Here is a 22,652-nt window from a genome sequence, read left to right on the forward strand (position 1 = left end):
GGCCGCACCCCGGCGCGCGGCCGCGGCGGCACGCGACGCACGGGCCTGCGCCAGCCGGCGCGCGGCCTCGGCGGAGATGCGCTCGGGTGTGGCGTGCGGTCGGTCCACGGTCCTGCCTCCTGTCGCCGTGCCGGCGGACGTCGCCGGCACCCCCGTCCCCGGGGTGAGCAGTGATCTGGTGCTCGGCCCCCACATGCCGGCTGCCGCGGCTCCACGCCCCAGACGGCGACGCGTGCTGCTCGCCACCGCCACGACGCGCAGCCCCGTGGAGAACCGGTCGTCGGCCCGGGCCTCCAGCAGTCGCTGCCGGTGCCGCAGGTGGTGCGGCACCAGGTACGCCGCCCACAGGCCCACGAGCGCGAGCGCTGCGGGGCCTGCGAGATCGTTCACGTCACGACGGTAGGGGGCACGGCGCCCGCGACGTCGCACCGGTGCGGCGTGTCGCGCCGACCCACCCGACCGGGGCGGTGCTAATGGGACGCGTCAGGCGTGCGCGCGCCGCCGGTGCCAGCGGGCCACGAGCCCCTCGGGCACGTCCTCCGTGGTCAGCGCGAACGTCCGGTGGTCGCGCCAGCGACCCTGGATGTGCAGGTAGCGCTCGCGGAGCCCCTCGTCGCGGAACCCGAGCTTCTCGACCACGCGCAGCGACGGCCCGTTCTCGGGCCGGATGTTGACCTCGACGCGGTGCAGGCCCAGGGCGCCGAAGCAGTGGTCGGTCGCGAGCGCGACCGCGGTGGGCGTGATGCCACGCCCGGCGACGTGCCGCGACACCCAGTAGCCGATCGCCGCGGACCGCAGCGACCCGTACTGGATCGCCGACACCGTGAGCTGCCCGACGAGCGCCCGCTCGTGCTCGACCGCGAACGGCAGCGCCTGCCCGTCGCGCGCCTGCGCGGCGAGCGCGCGCACGAACTGCCCGAACGTGGGCCGCGGGCCGCGCACCGGCTCGGGGCTCGTCGCGTCCCACGGCTCGAGCCAGCCGACGTTCTCGGCGCGCAGGCGCATCCAGGCGTCGCCGTCGCGGCGCCGCAGCGGCCGCAGCCGCACGTCACCGTCGACCAGCTCCACGGGCCACCCCACGGCCACGGCTCACGCTCCTTCCGCGCGACGACGGGCGCGGCTCACCCCTCGAGGACGAGGCAGTGCAGCACGCTCCCCGGGTGCACCGCCACGTCCCCCTCCCCCACGACGGCCAGCGCGTTGGCGTGCGCGAGCGCCGTGGTCGACGGGGCGGACGGGTCACCGATCGGGGTCGCACGGTACCCCTCGTCGGGGGATCCGAGCACGCTGGCGGGCACGAACTGCCGCAGCCCGGGCGGCGACACCCAGCCCTCGGTGGCGACGGCGGCCACCGAGGGGCGGAACAGCTCGGCGTGCCCGGCCATCGCGCGCAGCGCCGGCCGCACGAACACCTCGAACGACACCTGCGCCGCGACCGGGTGCCCCTGCAGCGCGAACAGCGGCACCGTCCGGCCGCCCGCGTCGACGACGTCGAGGCCGTGCGCACCGACCGTGCCGAATCCGTGCCGCAGGCCGGGCGTCATCGCGACCTGGTCGAGCCGGACCGTGCCGAGCGGCGCGAGGACGTCCTTCACGGTGTCGTGCGCGAGCTCGGACAGCCCACCCGTGAGGACCACGAGGTCGGCGCGCACGAGCTGGTCCTCGAGCGCCTCGCGCAGCGCTGCCAGCTCGTCGGGGACGGCGCCGACGCGCACGGGCGTCGCGCCCGCGTCCCGCACGGCCGCCTCCAGCGCGTGCCCGTCGGCCTCGAAGACCGTGCCCGGGCGGGCCGCGCTCGTCGGCTCGATCAGCTCGGACCCCACCGACAGCAGCACGACGCGCGGGCGCGGGTGCACGCGCAGCCGCCCACGCCCCAGGGCCGCCGCGAGCGCGATCTGGCGGGCCCCGAGCCGCGTGCCCGCCGTCAGCACGGTCTCGCCCGCGCGCACGTCCGCGCCGGCGACCCGCACGTGCTGCCCCGCCGTCGCGACGCGCTGGAACGCGACCCGCGCCTGCCCGCGGTCGGTCTCCTCGACGGGGACGACCGCGTCGGCGCCCAGCGGCAGCGGCGCCCCCGACGCGACGCGCACGGCCGTGCCGCCGACGTGCCGCAGGCCGGCGGGGCTGCCGGCGTGCAGGTCGTGCGCGACCGGCAGCGCGGGGCCCTGCGCCCCCGACGCGTACGTGTCGTGCGCGGCGACCGCGTAGCCGTCGCGCGCCGCGACCGCGACGGCCGGGACGTCGACCGACGCGACCACGTCGGCCGCGAGGATGCAGCCGGTCGCGTCGTGCAGCACGACGTCGAGCGGCGCCACCGGTGCGGCGGCGGCCAGCACGGCGGCGAGATGGTCCTGGACCGTCCTCATGCGCGCATTGTGCCTGCCGGGCGGCCGTGCGCCGCGACCGGCGCGCGCGACCGGGCCTCGCCGGGCACGTGCGCCGCACCACGGGCATGACCTCGGTCCGGGTCGGCGGGGCCGGACTTTGAGACACTGGTGCCATGAGCGCCGTCGCCCAGCCCCCCTCCCCTGCGGACGAGGTGGCGCGACGCGCACGACCCCGCGACCCGTCGGAGGAGAAGGACCGGCTGCGGCGCCGGATCCGCGAGCAGCGCGCGCACCGCTCGGCGCGGCAGCGCTCGGAGGTCGCGCAGCGGCTCGCGGACGTCGTGCTGACGATCCCCGAGGTGGCCGACGCGCGCTGCGTGAGCGTCTACGCGTCCCGCCCGACCGAGCCCGGCACGAGCCCCCTGGTCGAGGTGCTCGCGGCGCGCGGCGTGCGGCTCCTGCTGCCCGTGCTGGGCACGGGCCTGCAGCGCGACTGGGCCGAGTACGCGGGCCCCGACGACCTGCGCGAGCGCGCCCCCGGCCGCCCGCCCGAGCCGGGCGGCGACCCGCTGGGCGCCGCCGCGCTGGCCGACGCGGACGTGGTGCTCGTGCCCGCGCTGGCGGTCGACGCGGCGGGCGGCCGCCTGGGGCAGGGCGGCGGCTGGTACGACCGCGTGCTGGCGCACGTGCGCCCGGGCGTGCCCGTGGTCGCGCTGGTCCACGAGGACGAGGTGCTCGGGTCGGTGCCGCGCGCCCCCCACGACGTGGGTGTCACGGCCGTCGCGACGCCGACCGGCTGGCGGCGGCTCGGACCGGGCGCGGCCGACGCCTGACGGCGACGTCCCCTGACGTCAGGGCGCCGGGCGGGCGTGCCGTCCGGGGTCAGTCGCGCGCGGGCGTGAGCGTCAGGTGGGTGACCGCGTCGGCCTCGACCGCGGCCCCGGAGTAGGGCCACGCGAACTGCTCGCCCCGCGCCCACGCCTCGAGCTGGTCGGCGTAGTGCACGCTCGCGGGGTGGCCCGACGTGCCCGTGAGGTTCACCCACGTCGAGGAGTCGAGGTCGCCGAGGTCGACGACCATGCGCATCGACGGGGCCGCCGTCACGGCGTACGACCCGCTCGCGGCGTCCCAGGCCGTCGCGTCGACGATCGACGACCCGCCGCCGACGCGCTGCGCACGCGGGTTCACGAGCGCGTGCACGACGCCCGGCACGCCCTCGCCACCGAGCACCGGGTGCTCGGGCGCGGCGACGTGCAGCTTGCCCCAGGCCCAGTCGTCGGTGCGGCTGCCGAGGTGCGCGGTCAGCTCGTGGCGCGCGTTGACGAGCGCGCGCGCGAGCACGTCGTCGCGGCCCTCCACGACGCCCGACGTCGTCCGGTCGTCCCACCACGGCGACGTGGGGTCCTCGAGCATGCCGTGCACGACCTCGAGCCACCGCGAGCCGCCGTCGGGGCCGTGCCCGGCGGGCAGGTCGTCCGTGAACGTCAGCTCGAGGACCTGCGCCCACACGGCCGCGAAGTACATGGCCGCCGCCGAGTCCGGGTCCATCGACCGGTCCCACGTGCGCAGCAGCTCCTGGCCGCCCGCGTCGAACGCGTCGTCGAGCTCGACCTCGAGCAGCGCCGGCACCAGGACGTCGGCGTAGGGGCTGTGCCGGTCGGTCTGCAGCGCCGCGGTCGAGGCGACGTCGACCTTGTCGCCCGCGGCGATCTGCTGCGCGAGCAGGTCGCGGATGCGCTGGCTGCGGAAGCCGTAGTCGGTGTCCCGGGCGAGGAACGGCCCCTCGCCGGCGCGCGTGACGGCCTGGTTGGCGGCCACGACGAAGCCCTCGGCGGGGTCGAGCACGCGCGGCATGTCGGCGGGCTCGACCCACCCCTGCCAGTCGTAGCGCGAGTCCCAGCCGGGACGGGGCCAGGTGCCGTCGGACGGCACGGGTCCGTCGACGACGGCCCGCACGGGCACGCGCCCGGGCGCCTGGTAGCCGATGTGCCCGTCGGTCGTCGCGAAGACGATGTTCTGCGCGGGCACCTCGAACAGGACGGCCGCCGCGGCGACGTCGGCCGCGTCGGACGCCGTCATCATCGCGAAGACGGCGTCGCCCGTGCGGCCGGGCGTCAGGGCGGTCCACGCGAGCGCGACCTCGAAGCGTGAGCCGGGCGCGTCGTCGGGCACGGGTCCGCGCGCGACGCCGTCGAGGTCGAGCACGTCGGACACGATCGGGCCGTGCGCCGTGGCCCTGACCTCGAGCTCGACGTCGTCGCCGCCCGCGACGGAGATCGTCTCGGTGCGCACCTGCAGCGGGCGCCGCTCGCCGTCGACGAGCACGCGGTCCCCGTCGACGCGCTCGAGGAAGAAGTCGGTGACGTCGGCGCCCATGTTCGTCAGGCCCCACGCGAGGTCGCCGTTGTGGCCGATGATCACGCCGGGCAGGCCCGCGAGCGCGAACCCCGTGACGTCGAACGGGCAGTCCGCCGCGACGTCGGCGCAGCGCAGCCCGACCTGCGACCAGATGCCGGGGGCCGAGATGCCCAGGTGGGGGTCGTTGGCGAGCAGCGGCTTGCCGGACGCGGTGTGCTCGCCCGCGACGACCCACGAGTTCGAGCCGACGCCCTCGCCCCGGCCGACGAGCTGCGGCACCGCGGCGAGCGCGCGGTCCGCCGCCGCGAGCGCGTCCTGCAGCGCGTCGTCGGCGAGCGCGAGGCCGGCGCCGTCGGCGACGGTGGCCGCGCCGTCCGCGACGTCGGTCGCGGTGACGATCGGCAGGTGCTGGTCCTGCGGGTAGGCGGGGAAGAGCTCCTCGACGCGCGCGACGTCGGGCACCGCGCGGTACGTCATGGCGCGCTCGAGCTCGGCGTCGTAGTTGGAGCGCAGGTCCCACGCCATGGCCTTGAGCCACGCGAGCGAGTCGACCGGGTCCCACGGCGCGGGCGCGGTCTGCGGCACGCGCAGGCCCAGCACGGTGTACTCGACGGCGATCGCGCCCGGGTCGCGGTCGGCCAGGTAGGCGTTGACGCCGTCGGCGTACGCCTGCAGGTAGCCGCGCGTGTCGTCGGTGAGCAGGTCCCACTCCTGCTCGGCGACGCGCCGCCAGCCGAGCGTGCGGATCACCTTGTCCGCCTCGAGGGCCTGCTCGTTCGCGCCGACGAGCTCGGACAGCCGCCCGGCGGTGACGTGCCGGCGGTAGTCCATCTCGAAGAAGCGGTCCTGCGCGGTGACGTACCCCTGCGCGCGGAACAGGTCGTCGGTCGAGCCCGCGACGATGGTCGGCACGCCGCGTGCGTCGCGCGTGACCTGCACGTCGGCCGCGAGGCCGGGGACCTCGAGGGTGCCCGAGACCTCGGGCAGGGGGCGGCGCACGAGGAGGGTCGTCACGAGCGCGGTGGCCAGCAGCGCGAGCACGACGACGACGGCGACGACGACGGACGCGGTCCGCAGACGATGGCGACGGGGCACCTTCGCAGGGTACCCGCGAGGCCGCTTGACGGGAGGCGTACAGTTGGCACTCGGACCCCGAGAGTGCCAAGCCGCAGGACCCGCGAGGAGTGCTCCGGCAGCACGCCGCAGCGCACTGCGCAGCCCCGGGGATCGGATCGAGGACCGTCGGGGACGCCCGGCGACGACGAGGGAGAACCAGTGCCCACCTACGCCTACCGCTGCACGGCCTGCGAGCACGCCTTCGAGGTCCAGCAGTCCTTCACCGACGACTCGCTCACGGTCTGCCCCGAGTGCGCCGGACGCCTGCGCAAGGTGTTCTCGTCCGTCGGCGTCGTGTTCAAGGGCTCGGGCTTCTACCGCAACGACGCCCGCGCGGGCGGGTCGACGAGCGCCTCGAGCACCACGTCGTCGAGCACGTCGTCCAGCGGCGGCACGTCGTCGGGCGGCAGCACGTCGTCCGGCACGACGTCGGGCTCGTCGACGTCGACGACGGCCGGCACGACCTCCGCGGCGCCGGCGACCTCCGCGGCACCGGCCGCGTCCGCCTGACCCCCGGACGCCGCGAGCCGCCCACAGGCCTCGCTGCGTCGCCCCGGTCCCCGGTGGCGCGTCCTGCGCCACGCGGCGCACCCGACGGGTCCTAGCGTCCCGCAGGTGAGCCTCCTGCCGACGCCACCCGGCCCGGACCCCGCCGCCCGGTCCGCGTCGGGCGCGCCCCCGCCCCTGCCGGTCGCGCGCCCGACGCCGGCACGACGGTGGCGCCTGCTGCTGTGGCGGTCGCGCGCGCTCGTCGCCGCGCTGTGCCTCGGCGCGACCGCCGCGGCGGTCGTGCACGCGGTGCGCCCACCCCCGCCGGCCACGGTCCCCGTGGTCGTGCTGACCCGCGACGTGCCCGCCGGCACGACACTGACGCCGGACGACGTCACCGTGGCCCGGGTCGCGCCCGGCGCCGCACCGCAGCGCGTGGTCACCACCGTGCCGGACGCGGTCGGCGGGGTCACGGCCGTCGCGCTGCCGGCGAGCATGCCGCTCGCGCCGGCACTCCTGGTGGACGCCGCGCTGACCGGGCCGCCCGGCACCGTGGTGACGGCGGTGCGCCTCGACGACCCCGCGGTGGCCGCGCTGCTCACCCCGGGCCTGCGGGTGGACCTCGTCGCGGCGCGACCCGAGGGCGGCCACGGCCGTACCGTCGCGCGGCGCGCGCTCGTGCTCCCCGCCCCCGCCGACGGCCCGGCCGGCGCGGGCGGCGGCCTGCTCGGGGGCGTCGCCGCACCCGACGAGGCGCCGCCCGTCGTCGTCGCGCTGACGCCGGACGAGGCCCTCGCCGTGGCCGAGTCGTCCGCCTCGTCCCGACTGGTGGCGGTCGTCGTGCCATGATCGGCAGGAACCAGTCGGTGAGGGCGACCAGCGGGAGGACCCGGTGTCGGACAGCATGCGCGAAGGGCTGCGGGGGGCGGGCGACCGGCTCCGCGCCGTGGGCGGCAGCTCCCAGGTCAAGGGCATGGCCAAGGTCTTCCAGGGCTTCAAGGACTTCATCTCGCGCGGCAACGCGATCGAGCTCGCGGTCGGCGTGGTCGTCGGCGCCGCGTTCACCGCGGTGGTCGGTGCGCTGCAGGACGGGTTCATCAGCCCGCTCATCGGCTGGGTGTTCGGCAAGCCGAACCTCGCGGGCCTGTGGGACATCGGCCCCTACACGTGGCGCACCCCCGGCCCGGGCGAGGACCCGATCGCTCCCATCCAGGTGGGCGTGATCCTCAACGCGCTGCTCCAGTTCCTCATCACGGCCGCGGCGATCTACTTCCTCATCGTCGTGCCGCTCAACGCGCTCGCCGCGCGCCGCAAGAAGGGCGTCGAGGACGAGCCCGCGGCGCCGGCCGAGGACATCCTGCTGCTGCAGGAGATCCGCGACCTGCTGTCGCAGCGTCTGACGCCCGCGATCGTCAACGACACGACCACGACGCCGGGCGACCCCGCGGCCGGCACGCCACCGGTCGCACCGCCGCCCGCACCGGGCACTCCCCCGGCGCCCGGCGCACCGCCGAGCATCCCGCCGGGCACGCACCCCTGACCCGGGCGCGCCGGCCCGTCGCAGCACCAGGACGGGCGGTGCCACCTGGACGACACCGGAGCCGTCGGAGCCCCGGCGGTGGGCGACACCGGAGCCGCCGGAGCCCCGGCGCCCTGACGGGCTCACCAGTGGGGCGGCTTCTCCCGACGCAGCCGGTCGTCGTTCGACGACGGCTCCTCGCGCCCCCAGCCCCGGTCCGAGTCGTCCGCCGAGCGGGTCGCCCGCCACGGGTCGTCCACCGGGTCGGCGGGGGCGGACCCGCCCCCGCCCGGGCGGCCGGTCGCCACGTCGGCGGCGGACCCGGTGGACGGCGTCCCAGCCGACGGCGCTGCGCGGACGCCCGACGGCTCCGACACGCGACCGGACGGACCTGGCACGGACGGCGCCGACACCGCGGGAGCGGACGGCGCGGGCACCGACGCCGCGGGAGCGGGCGGCGCTGCGTGCACTGAGCGGAGGACGGACTCGTCCGTGCCGACCGTCCCCGACGGTCGCACGGCCCGGCGGGGGCGACGCGGTGCAGCACTCACCCCCCGATCCTCCCACCGCACGAGCGCACCCGGCCGGCCGCCACCCCTCCCCGGGAGCCACGCCCCGTCCCGCACGCGCGAACGCGGGGTTCGGCCGCTTCTCGGACACCACGAGCGGCCGAACCCCGCGTTCGTCGCGGGTTCGATGCCGTGGGGACCGGGCGGACCTCGATGACGGTCGGGGATGACGGGCAGCGCCCGTCGAGCGGGCTGGCGACGGCAGCCGTCGGACTGGCCGGTGACGGCAGCCGTCGGACGGGTCCGTGACCGCGGCCGTCGGACGGGCCGGTGACCGCGGCTGTCAGGTGAAGGCGCGGGTGACCGCCGCGCGGACCGCCGTGTCGACGCGGTGGCTGCGGCGCGTGATGCCGAGCTCGGCCCGCAGCGCGTCCGCCAGCTGGTCGCGCGTGCGCTCCACGCCGTCGGACCGCAGCCAGCGGGCCAGGTCGTCGAGCTGGTCGTCGCTGTAGGCGTTGATCGGCAGCCCGGCACGGACGTCGGGGCGCGGGGTCGTGCGCAGCGGCAGCACGAGCTGCTCGCCCGCGGGCGGCGTGTGCACGAACGCCTCCGTCTGCACCGGACCCGCGGGGCCCAGGTCGGTCGCGCGGCGCACGGCTGACCCGCCCGCGGCGTCGACCGCGGGGTCCGCGCCCGTGACCGACCGCGGACCGACCGTCGGCGTCACGCCGGTGGGCGTCCGCACCACGGGGACCGCACCGGTCGGGTTCGTGCCGGTCGGGTTCGCACCGGTCGGGTTCGCGCCGGTCGGCTCGCCGGTCGTGGCGGCGGCCCGGGACGCGGGCGTCGCACCGTCACGCGGCGGGGCGGGCACCGTGGGCGTCGCACCCGTCGCGGGCGCGACCACGGGGACCGCACCCGTCGCGGCGGGCGCGACCACGGGGACCGCACCCGTCGCGGCGGGCGCGACCACGGGCACAGCACCCGTCGCGGCGGGCGCGACCACGGGCTGGGCACCGGTCGCGGTGCGCACCACCGGCACGGCACCGGTCGCCGGGGCGACCACCGGCTGGGCACCCGTGGCCGATCGTCCGTCGACGTACGGCCGCACGGGCGCGTGGTCCTCGTCCTCGACCGGCACCGGCACCGCCCGCACGGGCGCGGACACCGGGGCCGCGAGCTCGGGCCGGCGCGCGACCAGCGCGGTGTGGACGGCACGCCGGATGCGGTCGACCTCGGCCTGCGGGTCGAGGAACGCGGCGGCGGACCACACGCGCACGACCGACCACCCGAGGCGCTCGAGCCGGTCCGGCACGAGGCGGTCGCGCACGCGCACGCTCGGCTCGCTCACGTACTCGTCGTCGTCGGTCAGGACCGCGACGAGCATCTCGTCGGGCAGGTCCGGGTGACCCACCACCAGCGGGATCCGCACCCCGCCGGGCACGCCGTGGTCGACGTCGACGACGAGGCCGTGCTGCCACAGCCGCTCGGCCAGGTCGAGCACGAGCCGGTCGGGGTCGGGCCCGCCCGTGGGCCGCTCCGACGCGTCCGCGCCGGGCGCCTGCGCGCCGCGCTCGACGGCGAACCGCAGCACGTCGGCGAGGAGCTGCGGGCCGGGGCCGCGCAGCCGCTCGGGGTCCAGGTCGTCACCCGTGAAGCACGCGACCACGGTCAGCCGGTGCCGCGTCGAGCCCAGCGCGTCGAGCAGCAGCGCGTCGCCGCCCGGGCGGCTCACGGGGCCGAACGTGTGCAGCACGCGGCGGTGCGGGGTGCGGCCGAGGCCGAGCGACAGGATCACGGCGTCGCGCTGCAGGCCCGCGACGTTCGCGACGTCGACGACGAGGAACGGGTCGACGCGCCCGGCGTCGAAGAACGCGCCGAGCGCGGGGTTGCCGCGGACCTCGGCCATGACGACCTCGCGCACCGCGTCGGCGTGCCGGGGCGTGAGCGTCACGACCGCGAGCGACTCGTCGGGGTGCTGGAGCACGTGCTCGACGACGAACTCGAGGACACGCTCGACCTCGGCGCGCGTCGAGTCGACCATGCTCGTGGCGGGGTCCGGCATGCCGGTGCCGTCGACGGGCTCGAACGTCACGAGCGGCGCCGAGCAGGGCAGCGGCGTCGGGACCAGGACGCCCTCGTACCCGTGCTCGGCGAGGAACCGCGTGAGGTGCGGGTCGCGGCGCGACGCGTCGGCGTGCAGCGCGACGGTCGGCAGCACGGCGGCGAGCTCGCGCACCGCGGAGCCCGACGCGCACCGGGCGTCGCCCACGACGACGACCTGCCGGCCGCGCGCGATCGCGGGCAGCGCCGCCTCGACGGGCAGGTGCGCCGCGGCGTCCACGACGACCAGGTCGACCGTGCGCGACGCGGGCAGGACCTGCGCGACGAGCATGGGCCCGGCGACGAGCACGGGTCGCAGACGACGCGCGAGGTCGGGGTACCGCGCGACGGTGTCGCGCAGCGACGTCATGCGCTCGTCGACCAGCTCCGCGAACAGCCCCTCCGCCTGGTCGCGGTGGGTGCGGACGGCCGAGGCCACGCGACCCAGCGCCGCCGCGAGGACGGGCGCGGCGCGGCTGACGACGTGCCGCCGGTCGAGCTCGGCGTACCGCGCGGACAGCGCGCCGAGCGCCGCGCCGTCGTAGCCCGCGAGGGCCGGGTCGGCGCCGAGGACCTGCTCGAACACCGTGCTCCACCACGCGAGGTCGAGCTCGGCCGCCGCGAGCGCGGGTGCCACGCGGCGGTGGGCGAGGTCGTCGACGAGGTCGCCGAGCCCCGCCGCGCGCAGCCCGTGCAGCAGCTGCGTGCGCTCGGGCAGCGTGTCGAGCGCGGACGCGCCGTCGCGCAGCCGCACGAGCCGGTCGCGCAGCTCGTCGAACGGCGTGGTGGTCAGCAGCCCGCCGCCGGGCGTCGTCGTGAGCACCAGGGCGAGCGCCTCGACGTCCTGCCGGACCGCGAGGTGCTCGGCCTCGATGACCTCGAGGCCCTCGGGCAGCCGCGGCCAGCCGCCCGCCGGGCAGTGCGCCTGCCACAGCTCGCGGCGGGCCTGCACCTCGATGAGCGCACCGTGCAGGTCGGCGACGGGGCGCCCGGGGCGCAGCATGTCCTTGGCCTGCTTGCGCAGGCGGCGACGCACCCAGAACCCCATCGGGACGCCGTGCTCCTCGCGCCACTCCTTGGTCGCGGTCGCGGCGACCAGGTCGGCGGCGGTGCGCTCGAACACGAGCGGCTGGAACACGTCGAGCGAGTCCCGCACGCCGTCGAGCATGCGCAGCTGCTCGGCCCACTGGTCGAGGGTCGTCGCGCGCGTGAGCCCCGTCTCGGCGGCCACCTGCGCCGCGCGCTCGACGAGCTGCGGGAGCGTGACGTCGAGGAGCCGGTCGAGGCGGTGCCGCACGACCTGCGCGTCGGCCGCGGTGCGCAGGTCGGCGCCGTACCAGGGGGTGTCCTGCGGGCGCAGGCGGAACGCGCCGAGCTCGCCGGCGCGCACGAGGTCGCGCGCCACGTGCGCGCGCCGCTCGGCGTCGAGAGGCCGCGCGACGTCCGTCGACAGCCGCACGGTCGTCGCGGGCGTCGGGCGTGCGGCCGTGAGCCGCGCGAGCTCCTGCAGCGCGTCGTACGCGGAGACGCCCCACGGCTCGCGCGTCGCGTGCAGCGCGTCCACGTAGGCGCGCAGCCGCTCGCGCTGCTCGACGAGCGGCACGCGGACGGCCTGCACGGCGTCGGTGTCGACGACGGGCGGCTCGAGGGTCATCGCGCCGAGCAGCCGGCGCGCGGCGGCGGTGCGCCACCCGGCGTGCGGCTCGACGTCGAGCACGATCTCGCCGACGCCGAGGCGCTGGAGCCGCTCGACGAGCGACACCGCGGCCCGCCGGTGGCCCGGGACGTACAGGACGGTGCGCCCCTCGGCGGCCGCGTCGGCGACGATCGCGGCGAGCGTGCCGGTGACGTCGGAGCCGGTGGGCGCGTCGACGAAGACGTGGGAGCCCGTCGCGACGACGTCGAGCACGTGCTGCTGCGCGGGGTCGAGGTCGCCGATGCCGCGCTCGAGCGCGGGGTCGCGGTCCCCGGGGACGGGCGCGGGCAGCGGCACGTCGAGCGCCGCGCGCGCCTCGTCGAGCCCCGCGAGCGCACGCACGACGTCGTGCCGGTCGAGCGTGCCCGCGAGCTGGTCCAGGTCGTCGACGATGATCTGCCCCGGGTGCACGAACGTGCCCACGACGACGCGCTCGACGAGCCGGAAGTCCTCGAGCACGGCCTCGCCGAGGGACGACAGCCGCTGCAGCGCGCCCCGCGGGTCGAACCCGGCACCGGTAAACGTGCCGCGCGCGACCGCACCGGGGTCGAGCAGCGCGCCGTGGCTGCGCAGCGCGCGCGCCAGGACGGGGTTGACCTCGATGGAGGGCTCGAGCTCGATCTCGTGGTCGCCCTCGCCCGTGCCGCGGGCGCGCAGCGCGACGGGGCGCAGCAGCACCGGGGCGCGCACGGTGCGCACGGGCACGTCGGGGCCGTCGTCGCCGGCTCCCCGTCCGCTGGGCGTGCGCGGGTGCCGCGTGACGTGCGCGAGCGCACCGACGTCGTCCGACGCGAGGTCGGCGGTCGACCGGTCCGTCCACGTCGCGACGCCGATCGCGAGCGACGTCGACGCGATGCCGTAGCGCTGCGTGTAGGCCGCCGCGCGCGCCGCGACGGCGCGCGCGCGGCGGCGCGCGGCGGACTGCGCCCCGGGCTCGCGCACGAGGTTGGACAGCCGCGTGGGCCGCCCGGCGAAGAGCTGCGCCATGCCGGAGGGGTGCGCGCTCGACAGGTCGAGCGCGGCCTCGCCGAGCTGGTCGACGTCGGCGAGCGTCGACGCGCCCGCCGCCTCGACGAGCGCCGCGCGCCACGTCGCGACGGCACCCTCGAGGACCTCGGCGGGTGACGGCGGCTCGACGAGCGCGACCGGCGGGCCGTCCGCGGCCTCGGGCGCCGCGGACGCGGCGACGTCGGCGTCGGGCCGGTCGCCCGGGCCGGGTGTGCGTGCGGGAGCGGTCACCCTGGCACGGTAACCGCGCGGCACGCGGATCCCGGGGCGGCCACGCCGTGCCCGCCCGGGTTGCGCGGATCCCGGGGTGCGGGCGGTGGACGGCGGGTCCGCGACCCGCGGGCGGCGGGTCGTTGCCCGGGGCGCCGCCGGCACACCCCCGGAAACGACCAACGGGACGAGCCGTGTGGCTCGTCCCGTCGGTGCGAAGCTGAAACGGTGCGCACCGCGCAGGGGGCAGGCGATGCGCACCGTCGGGATCAATGGTGCCCCTCGCGAGCCTCTCGGTCAAACGTCCAGACCCGCCCGACCCGGTGAAAAATCAATGACTCTGGAGTCATCCATGACACCGCCTCGGCGTGTCGCGGCGACGCACCACGTCAGGGGACCGGCGGGGGGCTCCACGGCCGGCCGGGCCCACGGCGGCGACGCGCCGGAGGCCTACGCTGGGCCGGGACGAGAGAGACGGAGGACGTGGGTGCGCACGCGTCGCAGCCCCACCGTGGTGTGGGCGGTCGCGGCAGCCGCGTACCTGGTGGCCGTCGTCCACCGCACGGCGCTCGGCGTCGCGGGCGTGGACGCCGTCCAGCGGTTCGGGCTCAGCGCGACCGGGCTCGCGATGTTCTCGGTGCTCCAGCTCGGCGTGTACGCCGCGCTGCAGATCCCCGCGGGCCGGGCGCTCGACCGGTTCGGCGCCCGCGTGCTGATCACGACCGGCTCGGCGGTCATGGCCGTGGGGCAGGGCCTGCTCGCCCTGGCCGACGACGTGCCGCTGGCCCTGGCGGCGCGCGTGCTCATCGGCGCGGGCGACGCCGCGATCTTCATCAGCGCGTGCCGGCTCATCGCCGAGTGGTTCCCGGCCCGTCGCGTGCCGGTCATGGTGCAGGTCACCGGGCTGGTCGGGCAGTCGGGTCAGATCGTCTCGGCCGTGGTCGTGGCGTGGGTGCTGCACGCCCGCGGCTGGGGCGTGACGTTCGGGGCCCTCGCGGCCGTCGGCGCGGCCGTCACCGTCGTCGCGGCGACCGGGCTCGCGCGCCGGCCCGACCCCGCGCCGTCGGCCGTCGAGACCGCCGCCCGCGAGCGCTTCGTGCACGCCGTGCGTGCCGCCGTGCTGCCCGCCGGCACGCGGCTGGGGTTCTGGTCCCACTTCCTCACGCCGTTCTCGTTCAACGTCGTCGCGATGCTGTGGGGCGTGCCGTTCTTCGTCACCGCGCAGGGCCGCACGCCCGCCGAGGCGAGCGTGCTGCTCACGACCATGACCGCGTCGGCCATGACCGCGGGCCCGCTGGTCGGCCGGTGGACGTCGCGGCACCCGCTGCGACGGTCGTGGGTCGTGCTCGCGTCCGCGGGCGCGACGTTCGCCGTGTGGGCGTGGCTGCTGCTGCCCGCCACGCCGCGCCCGTTCGCCCAGCTCGTGGTGTTCGCCGTGGTCATCGGCGCGGGCGGGCCCGTGTCGCTCGTGGGCATCGACTTCGCGCGGACCTTCACGACCGGCGACCGGCTCGGCACCGCGACCGGGTTCGTCAACACCGGCGGGTTCGTCTCGACGATCACGGGCGTCCTCGCGGTCGGGGTCGTGCTGCAGCTCGTCTCCCCCGCGGGCGCGACGACGTACCCCCTGGACGCGTGGCGGCTCGCGTTCGCGGTGCTGCTCGTGCCGTGGGTCGTCGGCGTGGTCGGCGTGCTGCACCACCGGCGCCGTGCGCGCGCCGACCTCAGCGCGGCCGGCACCCCCGTGCCGCCGCTGCGCGAGGCGCTGCGCCGGCGGCGCGCGTCATGACGCACCACGGAGCGCGGGGGTGCACGCTGTGCACGTGACCGTGAACGCCGCACCGGGGACGCCCCGCGCCCCGCGCCGCTCCCCGTCGTTCGCGCACGTGGCGGGGGCCGCCCGGTGAGGACCCTCGTCATCGGCACCGTGCTGCTCGGCGCCGGCCTCGTCGCGCTGGCCACGGGCGTGCTGCCCGGCGAGGCGGCGCTCGCGCTGGTCGACCGGGTCTGGCCCGTGCTGACGTTCGTCGTGGCGGTCACGGTCGTGACCGAGCTGGCCGCCGGGGCCGGCCTGTTCCGCGCGGTGGGGGCGGGCGTCGCGCGCCGCGCGCGCGGTCGCACGCTCCTGCTGTGGGGCGGGGTCGTGGCCCTCGCGGTCGTGTGCACGGTGTTCCTGTCGCTCGACACGACGGCCGTGCTGCTGACGCCGGTCGTGCTGGCCGTCGCGCTGCACGCCGGGCTCGACGCGCGGCCGTTCGCGCTGGTCACGGTGTGGCTCGCGAACGCCGCGTCGATGCTCCTGCCCGTCTCCAACCTCACCAACCTGCTGGCCGAGCACCACGTCGGCGGCATCCGCGAGTTCGTCGCGCTCACGTGGGCGCCCGCGCTCGCGTGCGTCGTCGTGCCGGTCGCGGCCGTGGCGCTGCTGCACCGCCGCGAGCTGCGGGGCCGCTACACGGTCGCGGACGACGAGCCGCCCGCCGAGGACCCGGTGCTGCTGCGCTGGAGCGCGGGCGTGGTCGTCGCGCTGCTGGTCGGGCTCGTGAGCGGCGCACCCGTGTGGATCCCGGCGACGGTCGCGGCCGTCGTCCTGCTGGTCGTCACCGCGTGGCGCCGGCCCCGCGCGCTCACGCCCGGCCTGGTGCCCTGGCCGCTCGTCGTGTTCGCCTCGGGTCTCTTCCTGGCGGCCGAGGCGCTGCAGGAGGCGGGCCTGCGGGCCCTGCTGCAGCAGGACCTCGCCGGCGGCGGCCCCTGGACCGTCGCGGCGGCGGGGGCCCTCGGCGCGAACCTCGTGAACAACCTGCCCGCATACCTCGTGCTCGAGCCGACCGCGGCGCACGACCCGCTGCTGCTGGTCGCGCTGCTGGTCGGCGTCAACGCGGGCCCGCTGGTCACGCCGTGGGCGTCGCTCGCGACGCTGCTGTGGCACCGCGCGCTCGTGCGCGCGGGCGTCGACGTGTCGTGGCGCCGGTACGTGCTGCTGGGGCTGGTCGTCGCGCCGCTGACCGTCGCCGCCGGCGTCGGAGCGCTGGTCCTGACGTCCTGACCTGCAGGACCGCGCGGCGGACGCGGGGGTCGCGCGCGCGTGAGGGCGCGGCCCTGCGTCGCCGCCCCGGGGCCGGCGTGGTCGCCCCGGAGCGGCGTCGCAGGTGTCGTCACCGTGGGAGCGCGTCCGTCACATCACCTTGCAGCACGGCGAGAGGATCGTGACGGTCGTGCCGGGCGCACCCGGCGTGACCGGCGTGCCCGACGCGACGGTGGCACCGGCCACGCCGGAGAACGCGGCGAGGGCGACGACGAGAGCGAGCGAGAGCTTCTTCATGAGGGGACCCCTTCGAACGACGCACCGGACGATCCGGTACCTCGGCATGGTCCCCACGGCGGTGTCTAGACCGCAATGACCCGCGGCCGACCGGGGTAGACGCTCCCGGCTCGGCCGTCACCCGGGCGTGTCGCGGCCGCCGCGCCGAGGCGGGGCCTCGCCCGTCGGGACGGCGTGCCCGTCACGGGCCGCCTCACCCGTCGGGGTGACGTGCTCGTCAGGCGCGGACGACGCCGACCCCCGCGGCGTCGATGGCCCGCCGGTACGCCTCGGCGACGTGCGCGCGGTCGTCGCCCGCGACGCGCAGCCGGTCGCCGATCCGGCGCCACGCGCGTGCGGTCGGCCGCCCGGCGGGTGCCAGGTCGAGCCGGTCGGCCGCCTGCCGGTAGGCCTTGATCGCGGCGGGCCGCTCGCCCGAGGCGAGCAGCGCGTCGCCGAGCGCCTCGTGCGCGGCGGCGGCGTCGCGCCGCTCACCCGTCGCGAGCATCTCGACCGCGCGCGCGGCGTGCGCGAGGGCGGCGCGGTGCTGACCGAGCAGCAGCGTGGCGCGTGACCGCGTGGTCGCCGCGCGCGCGAGCTCGACCTGCGACTCGCCGACCTCCAGCGCGGTCGCGGCCGCGTCGAGCTCCGCGAGCGCCTCGCGGGGCCGCGGCGGGTCCACCGTGAGCAGCAGCTGCGCGAGGTCGAGCCGCAGGCGGGGCACGTCACGCTCGACCTCGTCGCCCCCGGCGATCGCGAGGGCCGAGCGCAGGTGCGACAGCGCGTCGTCGTGGTCGCCGAGCGCGTCGTCGACGAACGCGAGGTTCCAGTGGACGGACCAGACGGCGCGCGCCGAACCGTGCACCAGGGCCCGCCCCAGCAGGTCCTGGCCGCGCACGCGCGCGTAGGTCACGTCCCCGCGCGCGACGTACGCCCACACGAGCGTCGACTCGAGGCGGAAGATCTCGTCGGTGCCGGCGGCGGGCTCGCGCAGCGTCGCGAGGTGCTCCTCGCCCGCGCGCACGGCGCCGTGCAGGTCGCCGGCCTCGGTGAGCGCCATGACGAGGCGGGTCGCGGCGTACGTCGCGCGTTCGGGACGGTGGCCGACGACGAGCCGGTGCGTCACGTCCGCGAGCAGCTGCGAGGAGGTCTCCAGGTCACCCGCGAGGTCGAGCGCCTCGGCGCGCGCCAGCAGCACCTTCGCCGCCTGGTCGACGTCGAGCGCCGCGAGCTCGACCTGCTCGAGCTCACGCGCCGCGTCCGGGGCCCGCCCCGCGCGCATGAGCTGCCGCGCACGGACGAGCGCGGCCTCCGACTCGAGGTACTCGGGCGAGCGGTCACCCTGTTCGAGGTACTGCGCCGTGACTCCGAGGGCACGCGCGAGCCGCTCGAGGGCCGCGTCGCCGGGACCGCGCACGCCGCGCTCGAGGTGGGACACGTAGCTGGGGTGCATCATCGCCGCACGCGCGAGGTCGGCCTGCGACAGGCCGCTGCGCTCGCGGGCGTCACGGATGCGTTCACTCACGGGGTGCACGGATCTCACGATAGGGACCGACCCCGCCGCACGGAAGAGGGGCCGGGGCGACTCGTGTCACGGCACGACTGACCGATACGGACGCAACGTACGCGGATACGACGAATCGCCACGGGACGTGTCAGATCTCACCCTCGGCAGGCGCGGCCACGACGCGCTCCCGGGCGACGCCCGCGCGCCGCGCGAGCACCTCGACGAGTCCGACGAAGACGAGGGTCTGGACCGTGGACACCGTGAGCGCGACCGGCCCGACGTCCACGAGGTCGAGGTCGGCCAGGCCCACCGCGCCGAGCGTGAACACCGCGACGTTGTTGACGACGTGCGCGGCCGCGGCGGCCTCGAGGCCGCCGGTGCGCCACGTGACCCAGCCCATCGCGAGCGCCCACAGCGCGATGTCGAGCATCGCGAGGTTCACGTACTCGTGGCCGAGCACGAACAGCGGCACGGGCAGGGCGATCGCGAACGCCGGGTGCCGCAGCCACGTGCCGACGGTCTGCAGGAGGTACCCGCGGAACACGACCTCCTCGGCGACGCACTGCGCGGGCACCAGCAGCAGGGCCAGGCCGATCAGCAGCCACGCACCCGCGTCCACGTCGGGCTGCCAGGGCCGTCCGGACGCGGCCGCCACGACCGCGTCACCCGTGTGGACCACGAGCGCGAGACCCGCCGCGAGCGCGAGGCAGCGCAGCGCCCACCCCCACCGCACGCGCCCCGTGACGGACGCGAGCAGGCCGACGGGCCGCGCGCCGAGCAGCCGGGTCGCGACGAGCACGGCGGGCAGCATCGCGATGATCGAGAGCATCGCGAGCGTGAACGCGAGGGGGTCGAGGAGGTCGGTGACGTCCAGGCCGGTGAGCGCGTCCCACGACGCCGGGCCGCCCGCGAACGCGGCGACGAGGAGCGCGCCGCCGCCGAGCGCGAGCAGCGCGACGTACAGCGCGAGCGCGACGAGCCCGACGAGCAGCGGCCGCCACCACCGGGCTCCGGGACGGGTCCGCTGGAGCCGGTGGTACGCGTAGGTCCCGGGCACCTCGCGCGCGCGCACCGCCCGGGGGGCGGACACGGTCGGGGGCGCGGCGACGGTCGGGGGCGGGGGCACGACGTGCGGGCTGCTCACCCGACCATCGTCACGGCGGTCCCGGCACGACGCATCGGCCGCGCGACCGACCACGCGGGCGTGGGCGTCGTCCGCGCGGAAGGGACGCTCGTCCCGGACCCCGGGCCGGCGGCGGGTGTCTGATGCTCGGCATGCGCCCGCACGGCCCCGTCGTCCGCACCGTCCGCCACGACCCGGCCGACCGGCCGCTGCTCGTCATCTGGGAGGCGACGCGCGCGTGCGCGCTGTCGTGCGTGCACTGCCGCGCCGAGGCGCAGCCGCGCCGGCACCCGCGCGAGCTCGACACCGACGCCGCAACCGAGCTCATGCGCCAGGTCGCGGCGTTCGGCCGGCCCTCCCCCATCTTCGTCATCACCGGCGGGGACTGCTTCGAGCGCGAGGACCTCACCGAGCTCGTGCGGCGCGGGCGCGCGCTGGGGCTCGCGGTGGCGGTCTCGCCGTCGGGTACCGAGAAGCTCGACCGGAAGGCGCTGCGCGCGCTGCAGGACGCGGGCGTGACGGCGCTGTCGTTGTCGCTGGACGGCGCGACGGCCGCCGTGCACGACGGGTTCCGGCGCGTGCCGGGCACGTTCGACCGCACCGTCGAGGCGTGGGCGACAGCCCGCGACCTCGGCATGAAGGTGCAGGTGAACTCCACGATGTCGAGCCGCACGGTGCACGAGCTGCCGGACCTCGCGGCCCTCGTGCGGGCGCAGGGCGCGATGACGTGGAGCGCGTTCATGCTGGTGCCGATCGGCCGCGGCGTCGACCTGGGGGCGCTCACGCCGCAGCAGGCCGAGGACGTCATGAACTACCTGTACGACCTGGGCCCGCACGTGCCGGTGAAGACGACCGAGGGCCACCACTTCCGGCGCGTGTCGCTGCAGCGCGCGGTGCTCGCCGCGCGCGGCGAGGACCACGTGGCCGCGCTGGGCCTGGGCGAGCTGTACGCCGAGCTGACCGAGCGCACGGCCGCGTTCGGCTGGGGCGACGGCGCGCGCGTGCGACGCCCGCCGGTCAACGTCAACGCCGGGTACGGGTTCGTGTTCGTGTCGCACGTCGGCACGGTGCACCCGTCCGGGTTCCTGCCGGTGTCGGCGGGCGACGTGCGCGAGCAGCCGCTGACCGAGATCTACCGGACGTCGGAGCTGTTCACGGGGCTGCGGGACCCCGCCCGGCTGACCGGGCGGTGCGGCGCGTGCGAGTTCGGCCGGGTGTGCGGCGGGTCGCGCTCGCGCGCGTACGCCGCGACGGGCGACCCGTTCGCGTCGGACCCGCTGTGCGGGTACGTCCCCGGGTCGTTCCCGCACCCCGAGGACGTCGCGGCGCTGCTCGCGTCCTGACACGGGCCCGCGCGGTCGCACGCAGGTCCGCGCGGGACGGCGTCGTCGTCCGGGCGGCCGACCCGGTCGTCCGCGCGACCGATCCGGGCGGGCCCGCGGGGCGCCTAGCATCACGGCGTGTCCCTGACGCCCGCCCCGCCGAGCCGCGCCCGCCGCGCGTGGTCCCACACGTGGCGGCTCATGCTCGCGCTGCCGCTGGGGTTCTTCTCGGGCACGGCGGTGTACGGCGCGGGCATCGCGCGCGCCGAGATGACGGGCAGGACGAACCTCCTCGCCGAGGTGTGGATCGCGGTCGACCTGGGCGTGCTCGTGGTGGCCGCGGTCCTGTACGTGCTGCGGCACCGTGCGCCGCTGCCGATCACGGGCGTGCTCGTCGTGCTCGGGTCGTTCTCGGTGTTCTCGGCGGGCATCGCGTCGCTCGCGGTCGTGTCGCTGGCGACGCGGCGCCGCTGGGCGGAGATCCTGTCGGTCTGCGCGCTGTGGTTCGGCGCCGGCCTGGTGGCCGACCGCGCGCTGCAGAACGTCTTCCTGCCGGACGACCTGCCCTACCCGCCGCGGTGGGTGCTGCTGCTGTCGGTGCTGGTCGGCATGGCCCTGCCCGTGGTGACGGGGCTGTTCATCGGGGGTCGGCGCGCGCTCGTCGCGTCGCTGCGCGAGCAGGCCGCGATCGCGCGCCGCGAGGCCGACGCGCGCGGCGACACGGCCCGCGCCGCCGAGCGCAACCGCATCGCGCGCGAGATGCACGACGTGCTGGCGCACCGGCTGTCGCTGGTCGCGCTGCACGCCGGCGCGCTGGAGTACCGCGCCGGGCTGGACCCCGAGCAGGTGCGCGACACCGCGGCGATCGTCCGCGAGAACGCGCACGAGGCCCTCGGCGAGCTGCGCGAGGTGCTCGGGCTGCTGCGCGACCCCGCGGCGGCCGACGAGCAGTCGCGCCCGCAGCCGACGCTCGCGCAGGTCGACGAGCTCGTCGACGGCACGCGCGCCGCCGGGTCGCCCGTGTCGTACGTGCTCGACCACGTGGCCGAGGACGACCTGGCGCGGCTGCCGCTGTCGACGAGCCGGCACCTGTACCGCGTCGTGCAGGAGACCCTGACGAACGCGCGCAAGCACGCGCCGGGCGCGCCCGTGAAGGTCCGGCTGCACGGCACGCCGGGCGACCGCGTGGGCGTCGAGGTGACCAACCGGATGCCCGACCACCCGCCGGCGACGCCGCTGCCGTCGTCCGGGTGGGGGCTCACGGGGCTCGCCGAGCGGCTGCGGCTCACGGGTGGCGAGCTCGACGTGCAACGACGCCCGGACGGCACGTTCGCGGTGCAGGCGTGGCTGCCGTGGGCGGCCGGGACGGAGGGACAGGCATGACGGGCACCACCACGGCCGACGGCCGGCCGGCGACGCGGGTCGTGCTGGTCGACGACGAGACGCTCGTGCGGGTCGGGCTGCGGCTCATCCTCGGCGCGGACCCGACCATCGAGGTCGTCGGCGAGGCGGGCGACGGGCTCGAGGCGCTCGACGTGGTGCGCGCGACGTCGCCCGACGTCGTGCTCATGGACATCCGCATGCCGCGGCTGGACGGCCTGCAGGCCACGCGGCGGCTGCTGGCCGAGCAGGCCGACGCGCGCGTCGTGATCCTCACGACGTTCGACACCGACGAGATGGTGCTGGGCGCGCTGCGCCTGGGCGCCGCGGGGTTCCTGCTGAAGGACACGCCGCCGGCCGAGATCGTGCGGCACGTGCACGACGCGGGCGCGGGCCGCACGACCCTGTCCCCGTCGGTCACCGACCGGCTCATCGCGTCGGTCACCGACCAGCCGCGCGACGAACGACGCGCGGCCGCGCGCCAGAAGCTCGACGCGCTCACCGAGCGCGAGCGCGACGTGGCCCGTGCGATCGGGCGCGGGCTGTCGAACACCGAGATCGCGTCCGAGCTGTTCATCACGGTCGCGACGGTGAAGACGCACATCAGCCGGATCCTGGAGAAGCTGCCGGCGGACAACCGCACGCACATCGCGATCTGCGTGCACGAGGCGGGCGACGTCTGAC

The 22,652-nt window shown here is 77.2% G+C and carries 17 protein-coding genes; 9 read left to right on the forward strand and 8 right to left on the reverse strand.

Annotation, left to right across the window (positions count from 1 at the left end):
• The 3 genes from CS2_RS18375 to CS2_RS01365 form a co-directional block, all read right to left on the reverse strand.
• A partial coding sequence (locus CS2_RS18375) for a SepX/GlpR family protein (protein WP_501161965.1) occupies nucleotides 1–390 on the reverse strand: 390 nt, incomplete at its 3' end.
• A gap of 93 nt (nucleotides 391–483) precedes the next feature.
• Nucleotides 484–1,086: a GNAT family N-acetyltransferase gene (locus tag CS2_RS01360; protein ID WP_070318574.1), complete on the reverse strand. Its 603-nt coding sequence runs from the start codon at nucleotides 1,084–1,086 to the stop codon at nucleotides 484–486.
• Nucleotides 1,087–1,121: 35 nt separating this feature from the next.
• Nucleotides 1,122–2,366, reverse strand: coding sequence for a molybdopterin molybdotransferase MoeA (locus tag CS2_RS01365; RefSeq protein WP_070318575.1), 1,245 nt, complete (start codon nucleotides 2,364–2,366; stop codon nucleotides 1,122–1,124).
• Nucleotides 2,367–2,500: 134 nt separating this feature from the next.
• Here CS2_RS01365 and CS2_RS01370 point away from each other — a divergent pair, with 134 nt between their 5' ends.
• Complete coding sequence (locus CS2_RS01370) at nucleotides 2,501–3,160, forward strand: 5-formyltetrahydrofolate cyclo-ligase (protein ID WP_070318576.1); 660 nt, start codon at nucleotides 2,501–2,503, stop codon at nucleotides 3,158–3,160.
• A 49-nt stretch (nucleotides 3,161–3,209) separates the two neighbouring features.
• On the opposite strand, the gene CS2_RS01375 is transcribed toward CS2_RS01370, so the two are convergent.
• Entirely contained in the window at nucleotides 3,210–5,780 is a 2,571-nt protein-coding gene (locus tag CS2_RS01375; protein WP_070318577.1) for a penicillin acylase family protein, read from the reverse strand.
• A gap of 180 nt (nucleotides 5,781–5,960) precedes the next feature.
• Between CS2_RS01375 and CS2_RS01380 the strand changes: the two genes are divergently transcribed.
• The 3 genes from CS2_RS01380 (at nucleotide 5,961) to mscL (ending at nucleotide 7,830) form a co-directional block, all read left to right on the forward strand.
• Complete coding sequence (locus CS2_RS01380; protein WP_070318578.1) at nucleotides 5,961–6,311, forward strand: FmdB family zinc ribbon protein; 351 nt, start codon at nucleotides 5,961–5,963, stop codon at nucleotides 6,309–6,311.
• A gap of 105 nt (nucleotides 6,312–6,416) precedes the next feature.
• Nucleotides 6,417–7,139: an SAF domain-containing protein gene (locus CS2_RS01385; protein WP_070318579.1), complete on the forward strand. Its 723-nt coding sequence runs from the start codon at nucleotides 6,417–6,419 to the stop codon at nucleotides 7,137–7,139.
• A gap of 43 nt (nucleotides 7,140–7,182) precedes the next feature.
• On the forward strand, nucleotides 7,183–7,830 hold the full coding sequence (gene mscL / locus CS2_RS01390; protein ID WP_070318580.1) for a large conductance mechanosensitive channel protein MscL: 648 nt from the start codon (nucleotides 7,183–7,185) through the stop codon (nucleotides 7,828–7,830).
• An 831-nt stretch (nucleotides 7,831–8,661) separates the two neighbouring features.
• Here mscL and CS2_RS01400 read toward each other — a convergent pair.
• On the reverse strand, nucleotides 8,662–13,356 hold the full coding sequence (locus CS2_RS01400) for a PDDEXK-like endonuclease domain-containing protein (RefSeq protein WP_070318582.1): 4,695 nt from the start codon (nucleotides 13,354–13,356) through the stop codon (nucleotides 8,662–8,664).
• Nucleotides 13,357–13,822: 466 nt separating this feature from the next.
• Here CS2_RS01400 and CS2_RS01405 point away from each other — a divergent pair, with 466 nt between their 5' ends.
• On the forward strand, nucleotides 13,823–15,124 hold the full coding sequence (locus CS2_RS01405) for an MFS transporter (protein ID WP_070318583.1): 1,302 nt from the start codon (nucleotides 13,823–13,825) through the stop codon (nucleotides 15,122–15,124).
• 114 nt (nucleotides 15,125–15,238) lie between these two features.
• Nucleotides 15,239–16,381 (forward strand): SLC13 family permease, encoded by a 1,143-nt coding sequence (locus CS2_RS01410; protein ID WP_070318584.1) that lies wholly within the window; start codon nucleotides 15,239–15,241, stop codon nucleotides 16,379–16,381.
• 129 nt (nucleotides 16,382–16,510) lie between these two features.
• Here the strand turns inward: CS2_RS01410 and CS2_RS18695 are convergent, their stop codons facing one another.
• The 3 genes from CS2_RS18695 to CS2_RS01420 all read right to left on the reverse strand — a co-directional run bounded on the left by CS2_RS18695 (nucleotide 16,511) and on the right by CS2_RS01420 (nucleotide 19,287).
• Nucleotides 16,511–16,657, reverse strand: a complete 147-nt coding sequence (locus tag CS2_RS18695) for a hypothetical protein (protein WP_156441938.1) — start codon at nucleotides 16,655–16,657, stop codon at nucleotides 16,511–16,513.
• 217 nt (nucleotides 16,658–16,874) lie between these two features.
• On the reverse strand, nucleotides 16,875–18,170 hold the full coding sequence (locus tag CS2_RS01415) for a helix-turn-helix domain-containing protein (RefSeq protein ID WP_070318585.1): 1,296 nt from the start codon (nucleotides 18,168–18,170) through the stop codon (nucleotides 16,875–16,877).
• A 121-nt stretch (nucleotides 18,171–18,291) separates the two neighbouring features.
• Entirely contained in the window at nucleotides 18,292–19,287 is a 996-nt protein-coding gene (locus tag CS2_RS01420) for a CPBP family intramembrane glutamic endopeptidase (protein ID WP_070318586.1), read from the reverse strand.
• A 122-nt stretch (nucleotides 19,288–19,409) separates the two neighbouring features.
• Between CS2_RS01420 and CS2_RS01425 the strand changes: the two genes are divergently transcribed.
• From CS2_RS01425 to CS2_RS01435, 3 genes are all read left to right on the forward strand, one after another.
• Entirely contained in the window at nucleotides 19,410–20,609 is a 1,200-nt protein-coding gene (locus CS2_RS01425; protein WP_070318587.1) for a TIGR04053 family radical SAM/SPASM domain-containing protein, read from the forward strand.
• Between the two features lie 117 nt (nucleotides 20,610–20,726).
• A complete protein-coding gene (locus CS2_RS01430) occupies nucleotides 20,727–21,971 on the forward strand; it encodes a sensor histidine kinase (RefSeq protein ID WP_226236874.1) in 1,245 nt (414 codons plus the stop codon).
• Nucleotides 21,968–22,651 (forward strand): response regulator, encoded by a 684-nt coding sequence (locus CS2_RS01435; protein WP_070318588.1) that lies wholly within the window; start codon nucleotides 21,968–21,970, stop codon nucleotides 22,649–22,651. The genes CS2_RS01430 and CS2_RS01435 overlap by 4 nt, the downstream gene beginning before the upstream one ends.
• The last annotated feature ends 1 nt before the right edge of the window (nucleotide 22,652 follow it).

The organism is Cellulomonas iranensis NBRC 101100 = JCM 18110, assembly GCF_001552375.1.
In the GTDB taxonomy this organism is placed as follows: Bacteria; Actinomycetota; Actinomycetes; order Actinomycetales; family Cellulomonadaceae; genus Cellulomonas; species Cellulomonas iranensis.